This window comes from Acidovorax sp. KNOB132 (assembly GCF_057541515.1).
The window spans coordinates 15,923-29,347 of record NZ_BAAJYT010000005.1 but is presented as its reverse complement, the minus strand read 5'-3'; the positions used below and the strand labels follow the sequence as shown (position 1 = coordinate 29,347).

Sequence of the window (13,425 nt, the reverse complement as noted above, 5' to 3'; positions counted from 1 at the left end):
GCACGCCGGGAAATGCGTGCGCGCGGGCCTGGCAATCGTCACGCCGGTCGCGAAGGCAATCCAATCCATCATGAAACGCCTTCGGCACCGGTAGAGCGCCCGTAGATGTCGTCGAACCGGACGATATCGTCCTCACCCAGATAGTCGCCCGATTGAACCTCGATGATTTCGAGAGGCGTCTTGCCCGGATTGGCCAGCCGATGGCGGCGGCCCACCGGAATGAACGTGGACTCGTTCTGTGCCAGCAGATAGGTGTCGTCGCCATTGGTGATTTCAGCGGTCCCCCGCACCACCACCCAATGCTCAGCGCGGTGGTAGTGCATCTGCATGCTCAGGCGCGCGCCCGGGTTCACCACGATGCGCTTGACCTGGAAGCGTTCGCCGCTGTCGACAGCGTCGTACCAGCCCCATGGCCGGTGCACTTTCCGGTGGTGGTGGGCCAGCGCGTGCCCCAGCTGCTTCAGCCGGGCCACGATCCTCTTGACGTCCTGGGTGCGGCGCTTGTCGGCCACCAGGACCGCATCGGGTGTTTCGACGACCACGATGTGGTCGAGCCCCACGCCGGCCACGAGCCGGTGGGTGGACATCAACAGGGTGTCCTGGCTGTCTTCCAGCAGGGCATCGCCCACGGTGGCGTTGCCTTGGCCGTCGCGCGGCAGCACGCCCCACAGTGCATCCCAGGCGCCCAGGTCGGACCAGCCGGCCTGCAGCGCGACCGCGAACGTGGGGATGCCGATCTCCGGCATCAGCGGCAACCGTTCCATCACGGCATAGTCGATGGAATCCGAAGGGCAGGCCTGGAAGGCGGCCGCGTCAGGCCGGATGAAGTCGAGATCACGCTGCGCCCCCGCCATCGCGGCCTCGCAGGCCTGGAGGATGTCGGGGCGGCAAGCACGCAGAGCGGCCAACCACTGGCTGGCGCGCACCATGAAAAGGCCGCTGTTCCAGAAATAATCACCCGCATCGAGATAGCGCTGCGCGGTCGCGGCATCGGGCTTCTCGGCAAAGCTGGCAATGCGGTGGATGCCCGCACCCTCCGGGCCCGCCGCATGGCACTGGATGTAGCCGTAGCCGGTTTCCGGCCGGTCCGGCACGACGCCGAACGTCACCAGTCCGCCCGACAGGGCCATGGAATGGGCCCGCCGGACCGCGGCGTGAAACGCGGGCAAATCCTTCACCACGTGATCGGCCGGCATGGCCAGCATGATCGGATCATCGCCTCCAGCGCATGCCTGCAAGGCGGCCAGCGTCAGTGCGGGCGCGGTGTTGCGCCCCTCGGGCTCCAGGAGTACGCGTGCCGTCCGGATGCCGACTGCCAGCAACTGGCTGGCCGCGATGAACCGGTGCTCGGTGTTGCAGACCAGGATGGGATCGGGCGCGACGCCGATCTCCGGCGCCCACCCCTGCAGCCTCAGTGCCGTGTCCTGGAGCATGGTGCGGGAACCGGCCAACGCCAGAAACTGCTTGGGATAGGCCTCCCGCGACAGGGGCCACAAACGCGTGCCCGACCCGCCGCACAGGATGACCGGCAACAACGGCTGCGCCAAGGTCATGGCTGCGATCCATCGCCCATCACGCGCGCGCGCAGGCTTTCATTGTCGGCCTGCAACAGGGCCAGCCGCTGGTTCAACCGGCGGACATCCCTCTCGATGCGGGTATTCACCATGTCGGTGTGCAACGACTTCACCAGCAGCACCATGCTGGCCAGCAGCAGCAGCAGCGCAGGGGGATAGCTGATGCCCAGCAGCTTGGCCAGACGATCGATCAGTCCCGGCCAAGCCCCCAGCAAGGCAGCGGCCCCCGCCACCACCACCCAGAACAGGCCGTGCATCAGATACAGGTGATCCCTGCGGATCAGGTAAAGGATCAGCACCGCCAGGCCGATGCCCATCAGCGCGGTGGTTGCTTGCAAAGACGCCATTGGACTCCCGAATCTATGGATCTGACCCGCATCGGGCGTTTGATTGAGAGCACCGCCGGGAACAGCGCCCATCCCTGCTTGGGGACCAAGCGGGCTGCGGGCGCCGAATCACCTCCGGCCTCAAGGAGGTCGGTATTGTAGGTGCACGCCTCATCCATCCCTCAGCCGCCGTCCTTCCTGTGGGCGCGCCGCGCTCCCACTGCCAGTCCCCCTCTTGAAATGCGAAAGAATGCCCGTATCATTAGCACTCGACGCGACCGAGTGCTAGCAACGCTGGCGCCAAGCCGCTGAAGTCAGAAAGCGCCCGCACCCTGCGGGCGTGTTGTTGATGTCGCAATCCTTTTTTGAACCAGGAGAGATGCAATGAACCTTCGCCCCCTGCACGATCGCGTGATCGTCAAGCGCATTGAAAGCGAAACCACGACCGCTTCCGGCATCGTGATCCCCGACAACGCCGCTGAAAAGCCCGATCAAGGTGAAGTGCTGGCCGTCGGTCCCGGCAAGAAGAACGACAAGGGCGAGCTGATCGCCTTGAACGTGAAGGTCGGCGACCGCGTTCTGTTCGGCAAGTACTCTGGCCAGACCGTCAAGGTCAACGGCGACGAGTTGCTGGTGATGAAGGAAGACGACCTGTTCGCAGTCGTCGAGAAGTAAGCCTTTCGGCCCTTTTCCCGAACATCCTGTTTACTGAATCCGGAGAAATCAAATGGCAGCAAAAGACGTAGTTTTCGGCGGCGAAGCCCGCGCCCGCATGGTCGAAGGCGTGAACATCCTGGCCAATGCGGTCAAGGTCACCCTGGGCCCCAAGGGTCGCAACGTGGTGCTGGAGCGCTCGTTCGGCGCCCCCACCGTGACCAAGGACGGTGTGTCCGTGGCCAAGGAAATCGAACTCAAGGACAAGCTGCAGAACATGGGCGCCCAGCTCGTGAAGGAAGTGGCTTCCAAGACGTCCGACAACGCCGGTGACGGCACCACGACCGCCACCGTGCTGGCACAGGCCATCGTGCGCGAAGGCTTCAAGTACGTGGCCGCGGGCATCAACCCCATGGACCTCAAGCGCGGCATCGACAAGGCCGTGACGGCCCTGGTGGAAGAGCTGAAGAAGGCTTCCAAGGCCACCACGACCTCCAAGGAAATCGCCCAGGTGGGTTCGATCTCCGCCAACTCCGACGAAACCATTGGCAAGCTGATCGCTGACGCCATGGACAAGGTCGGCAAGGAAGGCGTGATCACCGTGGAAGACGGCAAGTCCCTCGAGTCCGAACTGGACGTCGTGGAAGGCATGCAGTTCGATCGCGGCTACCTGTCGCCCTACTTCATCAACAACCCCGAAAAGCAATCCGCGATTCTGGACAACCCCTTCGTGCTGCTGTTCGACAAGAAGATCAGCAACATCCGTGACCTGCTGCCCACGCTGGAGCAAGTCGCCAAGGCCGGCCGTCCGCTGCTGATCATTGCCGAAGAAGTCGAAGGCGAAGCCCTGGCAACGCTGGTGGTCAACACGATCCGCGGCATCCTGAAGGTTGTGGCAGTGAAGGCCCCTGGCTTCGGCGACCGCCGCAAGGCCATGCTGGAAGACATCGCCATCCTGACGGGCGGCAAGGTCATCGCCGAAGAAGTGGGCCTGACGCTCGAGAAGGTCACCCTGGCCGACCTGGGCCAAGCCAAGCGCATCGAAGTGGGCAAGGAAAACACGATCATCATCGACGGCGCCGGCGCCGCTGAAGACATCGAAGCCCGCGTCAAGCAAGTGCGCGTGCAGATCGAGGAAGCCACGTCCGACTACGACCGCGAAAAGCTGCAAGAGCGCGTGGCCAAGCTGGCTGGCGGTGTGGCCGTGATCAAGGTCGGCGCTGCCACCGAAGTCGAAATGAAGGAAAAGAAGGCCCGCGTGGAAGACGCCCTGCACGCCACGCGCGCAGCGGTGGAAGAAGGCGTCGTGGCTGGTGGCGGCGTGGCGCTGCTGCGCGCCAAGCAAGCCGTGGGCAACTCGATCAAGGGCGACAACGCCGATCAGGATGCCGGTATCAAGCTGGTGCTGAAGGCCATCGAAGCCCCCCTGCGCGAAATCGTGAACAACGCCGGCGGCGAAGCCTCGGTCGTGGTGAACGCCGTGCTGGCCGGCAAGGGCAACTACGGTTTCAATGCCGCCAACGACACGTATGGCGACATGCTGGAACTGGGCATTCTGGACCCCACGAAGGTCACCCGCACGGCCCTGCAGAACGCCGCTTCCGTGGCCTCCCTGCTGCTGACGACGGAATGCATGATCGCTGAAGCCCCCAAGGACGACGCACCGGCCGGCGGCGGCATGCCCGACATGGGCGGCATGGGTGGCATGGGCGGCATGGGCATGTAATTGCCAGCCGCACCGGACGGGATGCACTCCCGCCCGGCTGCTCCATCAAAAAACCCCGCAGGCTGCAAGGCCTGCGGGGTTTTTCTTTGGCGGGGCCGTGGGTGCGGCCCGCAGGATCGAGGGGCCGCTCAGAAGCGGTAGGTCGCGCTCAGCACCACGTTGCGCCGGGGCGCCCACCAGCAATCGCCGCGCGACAGGCAGGTGCTCATGTACTGCTTGTCGGCCACGTTGTTGATGTTGAGCGCGTAGCGCCATGCCTGGCTGTCATAGGCCAGCAACGCATCTCCGACGAGCGAAGATGGAACGCGCGGGCCGGAACCATCGCGGAACGCGGAGAGGTACCGCACCCCGGCCCCGGCCGAAAAGCCGCGAATCCCCGCGACGGAAAATCGATACAGCCCCCACACGGCCGCCTGGTTGCGGGGCAGGCCTTCCAGGGTCGGATCCACATCGGTGTAGTTGTAGTGGGCGATCAGATCGAACGCGGTGGTCACGCGGGTCTTCAGTTCCAGCTCCAGCCCCTTGTTGCGGGTCTGTCCGACCTGCAGCGTGTTCATCGGATTGGTCGGATCGGTGACCTTCTGGTTCTTTTCCTTCAGGTCGTACACCGAGGCGGTGAACGAGGTCGCGCCGCCTTCGGGCAGGTACTTCACCCCCACTTCGATCTGCTCGCCTTGCAGCGGCTTGAAGCGGGCCCCCGAGGTGTTGGTGCCGCTTACCGGGCTGAACGACTCCGCATAGCTGATGTACGGCGTCCAGCCGCCGGCCAGTTGGTACATCACGCCCAGGCGCTTGGTGGTGTCGCTGGTGCGGTCATCGGCCGAGCCGGCCAGGGCATTCGCCACGCGGTCATGGCGCAGGCCGGCGATGAAGATCCATCGGTCCCACTTCATCTGGTCCTGCACATAAATGCCGGTCTGGCGCTGCACATTCCGGGGCTGCGCGGTGAGCGGCCGGTCGGTCCGCCCGCTGTACACCGGCGCGAACGCGTCGATGGGCGAATCGTAGGCATCGCCGGATTCCGCCTTGTCCTCCGACTGGCGATTCCAGTCGAGGCCCAGCAGCAACTGGTGCTGCACGGCGCCCGTGGTGAGCCGGCCCAGCAGGTTGGTGTCGACCGCGGCCATGCGCGTGCGGGTCACGTTCTGCCCATACAGCCGGCCGATCAGGCGCTGGTTGACCGGGTCGGCGCCCCACCCGCCCGGATCGGTGAAGAAGTCCGCATAGTGGTAGCCGCCCCGGTTCTCGTTGCGGGCCCAGCGCAGGTTCTGGCGCGCCGTCCAGGCATCGTTGAAACGGTGTTCGAGCTGGTAGCCGATGGATTGCCGATCGGTGTCGTAGTAGTCGCCCGGCTCGCCGATGAACCGGCTGGTGGGCAGCTGCCCGTTGGGATTGGGAAGCAAGGTGCCCGACCAGGGCAGGAACTGCGACGTGCTGCCCGAGCGGTCCTGCTGCCAGTGCGCCTGGAGCAGCAGCGACGTCGCCGCATTGGGCCGCCACATCAGCGACGGCGCGATCAGGCGGCGGTCGTCGGGCACGTGGTCCACCTGCGTGTCGGCGTCGCGGGCCAGCGCCACGAGGCGGTACGACCACTGGCCATCGGCCGTGAGCGGGCCGGTCAGGTCGGCCTGCAGCTGCTTGCGGTTCCAGCTGCCGATCTGCACGCCCACTTCGCGCTGCGCTTCCTGCAGCGGGCGCTTGCTCACCATGTTGACCACGCCCGCCACGGTGCCGGTGCCGAACAGCATGCCCGAAGGACCGCGCAGCACCTCCAGGCGCTCCAGCGTGTACAGCTCCGCGGGCGTGGTGCTGGTGTAGTAGTTGTAGCTCTGGCGCAAGCCATCGAGGTAGATGTCCGGGTAGCTGCCGCGCACGCGCACGCTGTCGGAGCGGCTGTCCAGACCATAGGCATCGCTGCGCACGCCCGCGGCATAGAGCAGCGCCCCCTGGAAGGTCGTCGCGCCCTGGTCGACCATCTGGTCGCGCGTGATGACGGTGACCGATTGCGGCGTTTCGCTGAGCGGCGTGTCGGTTTTGGTGGCCGTGGTGGCGTTGCGGGCGCGGTAGCCCACCACGGGGCCGGTGGCGGATTCCTTTTCGGCGTTGGCATCCACCCGCACTTCGGACAGCGTGGCGCCCACGCCCTGGGCATGCGCCCAAGGCACCAGCCCCAGGGCGGCGGCCACGCAGGCCGTGCCCCGCAGATCAATGAATTTCATGGCAAACATAAATAGTATTGATAACGATTCCCATTTTAGAAATCGATCGCCTATTCGTAAGCCATTTGTTGCAATCGGGCGACATCCCGGCGCGGCATTCCCGGCATGGTGCGCAACCGCCGGCCAGGCGCCTGCCCCCGCCGTTCGCCCAGGAAAAATCCCCGCCGGTCTTGCAACTTGCGGGGATGGGGGGAGGCGCGGTGGATGGCAGCGCCGGCAGCAACCGCGCAGCGCCGGCCGTTCAGGTCAACGCAGCTGGCGCAACAGGCCGGCGGTCGAAGCGTCCAGCCCGTCGGTGTCGCCCGAGGACAGGCGGGGCTCCAGCTCCCGGGCCAGCACCTTGCCCAACTCCACCCCCCACTGGTCGAAGCTGTTGATGCCCCAGACCGCACCGCTCACGAACACGCGGTGCTCGTAGAGCGCGATGAGCGCACCCAGCGAGGCAGGCACCAACTGGTCCAGCACCAGGAACGTGCTGGGGCGGTTGCCGGTGAAGTGCCGGTGCCCGGACTCCTGCGGCCGGCCCAGCATCAGCGCCTTGGCCTGGGCCAGGGCGTTGGCCACCAGGCGCGAATGGTGGTGCGGCAGGTCGCGCGCGCCCTTGCGCAGCGCGATGAACTCCACCGGAATCACGTCGGGCCCCTGGTGGACCATCTGGAAGAACGCGTGCTGGCCGTTGGTGCCGGGTTCTCCCCACACCACGGGCGAGGTCTGCACCGCCAGCGGCCGGCCTTCCCAGTCCACGCCCTTGCCGTTGCTCTCCATCTCCAGCTGCTGCAGGTAGGCCGGCAGCCGGCGAAGGCCGTGGCTGTAGGGCGCCACGCAGCGGCTGGCGAACCGGTGGAAGTTGCGGTACCACACGTCCAGCAGGCCGAGGCGCACCGGCAGGTTGCGCTCCAGCGGCGCGTGGCGAAAGTGCTCGTCCATCGCGTGGGCGCCGGCCAGCAGGTCGCGGAAATGCGCCGCGCCGATGGCGATGGCGATCGGCAGGCCGATGGCCGACCACAGCGAATAGCGCCCGCCCACCCAGTCCCAGAAGCCGAGCGTGGTGTCGATCCCGAACTCCGCCGCGGCTTCGACGTTGGTCGTCAGCGCGACGAAATGGCGCGACACCGACACGCGCCCGGCCTGCCGCGGACTGCCGCCGTGCGACAGGAACCAGTCGCGCGCCGCATGGGCGTTGGACATGGTCTCGGCGGTGGTGAACGTCTTGGAGGCGATGAGGAACAGCGTGCTCTCGGGCCGCAGCGTGTGCAGCAGCGTGCCCAGTTCCTGCCCGTCGACGTTGGAGACGAAGTGCAGGCGCTTGTCGCTCTGGCGCAGGTCGTCCAGCGCCTTCACCACCATGGAAGGCCCGAGGTCCGACCCGCCGATGCCGATGTTCACGATGTCGGTGATGGCGGTGTCGGCACGCACGCGCTCGGCCAGCGCCAGCATCGCATCGAGCGTGGTGTGCACGTCGCGCAGGCTGTTTGCTACGAAATCAGTAGCGCCAGGGGCATGATTTTCTAAGGCATCGGCCGGATTTCGCAACAACCAGTGCATCACCGCGCGCTGCTCGGTGTGGTTGATCGCCTCGCCGGCGAACATGGCGTCGCGGTAGGCCTCCAGACCGCATTCGCGCGCCAGCTGCATGAGCAGCGCCTCGGTCGGCCGGTCGATGCGGTTCTTGGACAGGTCGGCGAACAGGTGCGGCGCCTCCTGGCTGAAGTCCTCGAAGCGCAGCGGGTCGATGGCGAACGCCTGGCGCACGTCGAAGGTGCGGCCGATGTCGTCGTAGCGGGCCTGCAGCGCCGCCCAGGCGGTGGTGTGGTCGCAGCGGATGCGTTGGGGCATGGTCATGGGTCAGGCGGCCTGCATCATGTGTTCGAGCTTGGCCGCATCGGCCGCGAAGGCGCGGATGCCTTCGGCGAGCTTCTCGGTCGCCATGGCGTCGGCATTGAACGCGTAGCGGAAGGCGGGCTCGTCGTATTCGACGGCCGGCAGGTCCAGCGCGCGCGCCGCCTCGGGGTCGAGCGCGCGGGTCAGCGGCGCATCGCTGGCCGCCAGTTGCGCGAGCAGGTCGGGGGCGATGGTCAGCAGGTCGCAGCCGGCCAGCGCGGTGATCTGTCCCACGTTGCGAAAGCTCGCCCCCATGACCTCAGTGGCGATGCCGAAGTGCTTGTAGTACTGGTAGATCTGGCGCACCGACTGCACGCCAGGGTCGTTGGGGCCGGCCATGGCCGCCTCGTCCCACTGGGCGCCGGCCTGCTTCTTGTACCAGTCGTAGATGCGGCCGACGAAGGGCGAGATCAACTGCACCTTGGCGCGGCCGCAGGCCACGGCCTGCACGGGCGAGAACAGCAGCGTGAGGTTGGTGTGGATGCCGCGCTCTTCCAGGATGCGGGCGGCTTCGATGCCCTCCCAGGTGGCGGCGATCTTGATGAGCACGCGGGCGGTGTCCACGCCCTCGGCCTGGTACAGCTCGATGATGCGTTCGCCCCGCGTGACGGTGGCCATGGTGTCGAACGACAGGCGCGCATCCACTTCGGTGGAGACGCGGCCGGGAATGAGGGAGAGGATTTCGCAGCCGAACCGGACGATCAGCCGGTCCATGATTTCTTCCACCGGATGGCCCTTCCAGCGGGTCACGGCCTCTTGCAGCAGGGGGGCGTAGTCGGGCTTTTGCACCGCCTTGAGGATTAGCGAGGGGTTGGTCGTCGCATCCTGCGGCTGGTAGGCGCTCAGTTGGCGGAAGTCGCCCGTGTCGGCCACCACGGTGGTGACCTGTTTGAGGGCGTCGAGTTGGTTCATGCAATGCTCCCGTGAGGTGGCGTGCGGGGGCGCTCGGGCGGGCCCCGTCGGCACGGCAACCGCAGAGTGTATTGCGCGGTAACCCGGGTTCCTGTCAGTCGCCGCCTCATCATGAAACTCGGTAACATGCCCGGCAGCTTAATTACCAATTTTCTGGGACGCGACAACGATGAGTTTCGATCTGGTTCTGTTCGGCGGCACGGGCGATCTGGCATGGCGCAAGCTGCTGCCGGCCCTTTTCCAGGCGTTCCGCCACGGCTCGCTGCCCGCAGGCGGCCGCATCATCGGCGTGGCGCGGGACGACCTGACCGATGCCGCCTACCGTGAACTGATCGCCAGCCGTTTCGCCGCTGTGGTGGACGACAAGCGCCCGAGCGCGGAGGAGTTCCAGCAGTTCGCGGCCTTGCTGCAGTACCAGCGCATGGACCTGTCCAAGCCCGAGGACTACGCCCGGCTGGCCGAGCGGCTGGGCGAGCGGCAGGCCGACACCGTGGTGATGTACCTGGCCACCGCCCCGGGCCTGTTCACCACCGCCTGCGAGCAGCTCGGCGCCGCCGGGCTGGCCACCCCAAACACGCGCGTGGTGCTGGAAAAGCCGCTGGGCCACGACCTCGAATCCAACCGCGCCATCAACGCGGCGGTGCGCACGGTGTTCAACGAGTGGCAGATCTTCCGCATCGACCACTACCTGGGCAAGCCGTCGGTGCAGAACCTGCTGGCGCTGCGCTTCGGCAATGCGCTCTTCGAGCCCCTGTGGCGCCGCGAGACCGTCGCCAGCATCGAGATCACCATGGCCGAAAAGCTGGGCGTGGAAAAGCGCGGCGCGTTCTACGACGGCACGGGCGCCCTGCGCGACATGGTGCAGAACCACGCGCTGCAGCTGCTGTGCGCGATCGGCATGGAGCCGCCCATCAACGCCCATGCCGATGCCATCCGCGACGAAAAGCTCAAGGTGCTGCGCTCGCTGGTCCCCTGGACGCCCGCCACCCTGGCACGCGACGTGGTGCGCGGCCAGTACACCGCCGGCAGCCTGAGCGGCGAGCGCGTGAAAGGCTACGCCGACGAGGACGGCGTGGCGCCCGGCAGCCGCACCGAGACCTTCGTGGCCCTGCGCACCGAGATCGCCAACTGGCGCTGGGCCGGCGTGCCCTTCTACGTGCGCACCGGCAAGCGACTGGCCTCGCACGAGGCGCACATCGCCATCAACTTCCGGCCCACGCCCCACCCCATCTACCGCTCGCCGATGGGCGCGGCCAACCGGCTGGTGATCCACCTGCAGCCGCGCGACGGCGTGGCCCTGCACCTGTTCGCGGCGGGCCAGGAAAAGCGCGGCACCCGCGTGTCGGAGGCGCAGGCGCTCGCGCCGGTGCACCTGGACCTCGACTTCGAGCAGCGCTTCGGCACCGAGCGCGTGGGCGCCTACGAACGCCTGCTGCTGGACGTGATCGGCGGGCGCCTGAACCTCTTCGTGCGGGCCGACGAGCAGGAAGCCGCCTGGCGTTGGGTGGAGCCCATCATGCAGGCCTGGCGCGACTCCGACGACGGCCCCCGGCCCTACTCCGCCGGCAGCTGGGCCCCAGCGCCGCCAGCGCCATGGTGGCGCGCGACGGCCACACCTGGATGGAAGAGACTTGAGCCGCCCCCTGTGTCGCCTGCGGCGCCTTCCCCCGGAGGGGGACGACGCCAGTGGCCTGGCCAAGCCAGTTCCACGGCGTCTGCTGGCATGGCCTGCTCCGCGGCCACCTGACGGTCAAGGCCGCGTCGGTGGCTCGCAGCACGCGTGCTGTCCGGCGATGAAGGGCCCCCGTCATGCTTGAACGAATCACCGCATCCCTGCCATCCCTGGCCCCGGCCGAGCAGCGCGTGGCCCAGCTCGTGCTGGACGACGCGCGGGCCTTTGCCCGGCTGCCGGTGCGCGAGCTGGCGGCCCGCGCCAGCGTGAGCAAACCCACCGTGGTACGGTTTTGCCGCAGCATGGGCTACGACGGCCTGGCCGACTTCAAGCTGAAGCTGGCCGGCAGCGTGAGCGAAGGGGTGCCCTTCATCCACCGCAGCGTCGACGCTGACGACAAGACCGGCGACGTGCTGGTGAAGGTGGTGGACAACGCCGCAGCCGCTTTCCTGCAATACCGCAACGCCGCCAGCACCGGTGCCATCGAACGCGCCGCCAAGGCCATCGCGGACACCTGGCAGACCGGCCGGCGCATCGAGTTCTACGGCGCCGGCAATTCGGGCATCGTCGCGCAGGACGCGCAGCACAAGTTCTTTCGGCTGGGCATCACCAGCATCAGCACGAGCGACGGCCACATGCAGGTCATGAGCGCCACCCTGCTCGGCCCGGGCGACTGCGCGGTGATCGTCTCCAACTCCGGCCGCACGCGCGACCTGATGGACGCGGCCGACATCGCGCGCAAGAACGGCGCCACCACCATCGCCATCACCGCGAGCGGGTCGCCCCTGGCCCTGGCCTGCCACATCCACCTGGCGGCCGACCACCCCGAGGGCTACGACCGCTACAGCCCGATGGTGTCGCGCCTGCTGCACCTGCTGGTGATCGACGTGCTCGCCACCTGCGTGGCCCTGCGCATCGGCGAACCCCTGCAGCCCCGCCTGCAGCAGATGAAGGACAACCTGCGGGCCAAGCGGTACACCTGATCCGGCCCGCCCGCCAGGAGGCGGAGGCTTTCAGGCCTCCAGCGCAATATCCACTAGGGCATTCAGCTATTATTTTTATAGCATCTCAGGGCACCCATCGGCGGAACACCAGCGAGGCGTTGACACCGCCGAAGCCGAAGCCGTTGACCAGCGCATGCGCCAGCTTCATCGGGCGGGGCCGGTGGGCCACCAGGTCCAGGCCCTGGGCGAGATCGTCGGGCTGGTCCAGGTTCAACGTGCCGGGCACGACCTGATCGCGCAGCGCGAGGACCGTGAAGACCGATGCCACCGCGCCCGCCGCCCCCAGCAGATGCCCGGTCGCCCCCTTGGTGGAGGCAATGGCCACCGCGGCCCCTTCGCCGAACAGGCGGCGGATCGCCGCCAACTCGCCCCGGTCGCCGACATAGGTGGACGTGGCATGGGCATTGAGGTGCTGCACCTGCTCCGGCTGCAGCCCGGCCTGCGCCAGCGCCGCCTGCATGCTGCGCAGGGCACCGTCGCCGTCTTCCGGGCCCGAGGTGATGTGGTGCGCGTCCGCAGAGGTGCCGTAGCCCACCACCTCGGCCAGCGGCACGGCGCCGCGCGCCAGCGCGTGCTCCAGCGCCTCCAGCACCAGAACACCGGCGCCCTCCCCCATCACGAAGCCGTCGCGCGCCGCATCGAACGGGCGAGACGCGGCGGCAGGGTGGTCCGCGAAGCCGGTGGACAAAGATTTGGCCGCGGCGAAGCCGCCCAGGCTGACGCGGTCGATCGCGGCCTCGGTGCCGCCGCACACGGCCACGTCGGCTTCGCCGCAGCGGATCATGCGCACGCCGTCACCGATGGCCTGGATGCTGGCGGCGCAGGCCGTCACGGGCGCGCCGATGGGCCCTTTCAGGCCATGCCGTATCGACACGTGCCCCGCCGCCAGATTGACCAGGAACGATGGCACGGTGAAGGGCGACAGGCGCTGCGGCCCCCGCGTATCGGTGGTGCGCACCGCCTCGGCAATGGCGCCGAAGCCGCCGATGCCGGAGGCGATCACCGTGGCCGTGCGGTGGGCCGCGTGGGCATCCGCCGGCGCCCATCCGGCCTGCGCCAGGGCTTGCTGCGCCGCGCCGAGGGCGAAGGGGATGAAGCGGTCCATCTTGCGCGCATCCTTCGGGCCTACCACCGTGCCGGGGTCCCAGCCGCCCTCCGGGTCTTCCATGGTCGTCGCACCACGCCGCCCACCTTGGCGGCCAGGCCCTCCACGGTGGATTCCGGCAGGCGCCGAAGGCCCGAAGCGCCCGACAGCAGCCGGCTCCAGGCCCGCTCCACGCCGCAGCCCAGCGGGGACACCAACCCCATGCCGGTGACGACCACGCGCCGCATCACGGCGCTCCGTTCGAAGGCAGGCAACTCGGGTTCATTCTTGGGATTCGCCATCATGGGCCTCGCTGGTATGTGCGCGGACGGCCGCGCATTTAAGATTACGGCCGTCATCATAAATGCATGGC

The 13,425-nt window shown here is 67.6% G+C and carries 8 protein-coding genes and 2 pseudogenes; 4 read left to right on the top strand and 6 right to left on the bottom strand.

Translation table 11 applies throughout. The features are described 5' to 3' along the window. Positions 1-68: 68 nt before the first annotated feature. The gene (locus AC27IO_RS01785; protein WP_498736946.1) at positions 69-1,553 is read right to left on the bottom strand and encodes a mannose-1-phosphate guanylyltransferase/mannose-6-phosphate isomerase; all 1,485 of its coding nucleotides are present in this window, start codon (positions 1,551-1,553) and stop codon (positions 69-71) included. Continuing rightward, a complete protein-coding gene (locus AC27IO_RS01780) occupies positions 1,550-1,921 on the bottom strand; it encodes a DUF2304 domain-containing protein (protein WP_317352738.1) in 372 nt (123 codons plus the stop codon). The genes AC27IO_RS01785 and AC27IO_RS01780 overlap by 4 nt, the downstream gene beginning before the upstream one ends. A 363-nt stretch (positions 1,922-2,284) precedes the next feature. Here AC27IO_RS01780 and AC27IO_RS01775 point away from each other — a divergent pair, with 363 nt between their 5' ends. Together AC27IO_RS01775 and groL are read left to right on the top strand one after the other, a co-directional pair. Continuing rightward, positions 2,285-2,575, top strand: a complete 291-nt coding sequence (locus tag AC27IO_RS01775) for a co-chaperone GroES (RefSeq protein ID WP_011804151.1) — start codon at positions 2,285-2,287, stop codon at positions 2,573-2,575. Positions 2,576-2,627: 52 nt separating this feature from the next. Further along, on the top strand, positions 2,628-4,280 hold the full coding sequence (groL, locus tag AC27IO_RS01770) for a chaperonin GroEL (RefSeq protein ID WP_272567476.1): 1,653 nt from the start codon (positions 2,628-2,630) through the stop codon (positions 4,278-4,280). A gap of 128 nt (positions 4,281-4,408) precedes the next feature. Here groL and AC27IO_RS01765 read toward each other — a convergent pair whose 3' ends face one another. The 3 genes from AC27IO_RS01765 to tal form a co-directional block, all read right to left on the bottom strand. Then, on the bottom strand, positions 4,409-6,499 hold the full coding sequence (locus AC27IO_RS01765) for a TonB-dependent siderophore receptor (protein WP_498736942.1): 2,091 nt from the start codon (positions 6,497-6,499) through the stop codon (positions 4,409-4,411). Between the two features lie 246 nt (positions 6,500-6,745). Beyond that, complete coding sequence (pgi, locus tag AC27IO_RS01760; protein ID WP_498736940.1) at positions 6,746-8,341, bottom strand: glucose-6-phosphate isomerase; 1,596 nt, start codon at positions 8,339-8,341, stop codon at positions 6,746-6,748. Between the two features lie 3 nt (positions 8,342-8,344). After that, positions 8,345-9,292, bottom strand: a complete 948-nt coding sequence (gene tal / locus AC27IO_RS01755; RefSeq protein ID WP_317352764.1) for a transaldolase — start codon at positions 9,290-9,292, stop codon at positions 8,345-8,347. Positions 9,293-9,461: 169 nt separating this feature from the next. Between tal and zwf the strand changes: the two are divergent. Both zwf and AC27IO_RS01745 read left to right on the top strand, forming a co-directional pair. Further along, positions 9,462-10,927: pseudogene (gene zwf, locus AC27IO_RS01750) on the top strand (glucose-6-phosphate dehydrogenase). Between the two features lie 174 nt (positions 10,928-11,101). Further along, positions 11,102-11,947 carry a MurR/RpiR family transcriptional regulator gene (locus AC27IO_RS01745; protein ID WP_272551228.1) on the top strand — a complete coding sequence of 282 codons (846 nt, stop codon included), beginning with the start codon at positions 11,102-11,104 and terminating at the stop codon, positions 11,945-11,947. Positions 11,948-12,032: 85 nt separating this feature from the next. On the opposite strand, the pseudogene fabF reads toward AC27IO_RS01745, so the two are convergent. Continuing rightward, a pseudogene (gene fabF, locus AC27IO_RS01740) lies at positions 12,033-13,300 on the bottom strand (beta-ketoacyl-ACP synthase II). Positions 13,301-13,425 lie beyond the last annotated feature (125 nt).

Excerpts from the sequence above, each read along its gene's own strand:
- pgi (WP_498736940.1), bottom strand. The coding sequence starts at position 8,341 with ATGACCATGCCCCAACGCATCCGCTGCGACCACACCACCGCCTGGGCG.
- AC27IO_RS01775 (WP_011804151.1), top strand. The coding sequence starts at position 2,285 with ATGAACCTTCGCCCCCTGCACGATCGCGTGATCGTCAAGCGCATTGAA.
- groL (WP_272567476.1), top strand. The coding sequence starts at position 2,628 with ATGGCAGCAAAAGACGTAGTTTTCGGCGGCGAAGCCCGCGCCCGCATG.
- AC27IO_RS01780 (WP_317352738.1), bottom strand. The coding sequence starts at position 1,921 with ATGGCGTCTTTGCAAGCAACCACCGCGCTGATGGGCATCGGCCTGGCG.
- AC27IO_RS01745 (WP_272551228.1), top strand. The coding sequence starts at position 11,102 with ATGCTTGAACGAATCACCGCATCCCTGCCATCCCTGGCCCCGGCCGAG.
- AC27IO_RS01785 (WP_498736946.1), bottom strand. The coding sequence starts at position 1,553 with ATGACCTTGGCGCAGCCGTTGTTGCCGGTCATCCTGTGCGGCGGGTCG.
- AC27IO_RS01765 (WP_498736942.1), bottom strand. The coding sequence starts at position 6,499 with ATGAAATTCATTGATCTGCGGGGCACGGCCTGCGTGGCCGCCGCCCTG.
- tal (WP_317352764.1), bottom strand. The coding sequence starts at position 9,292 with ATGAACCAACTCGACGCCCTCAAACAGGTCACCACCGTGGTGGCCGAC.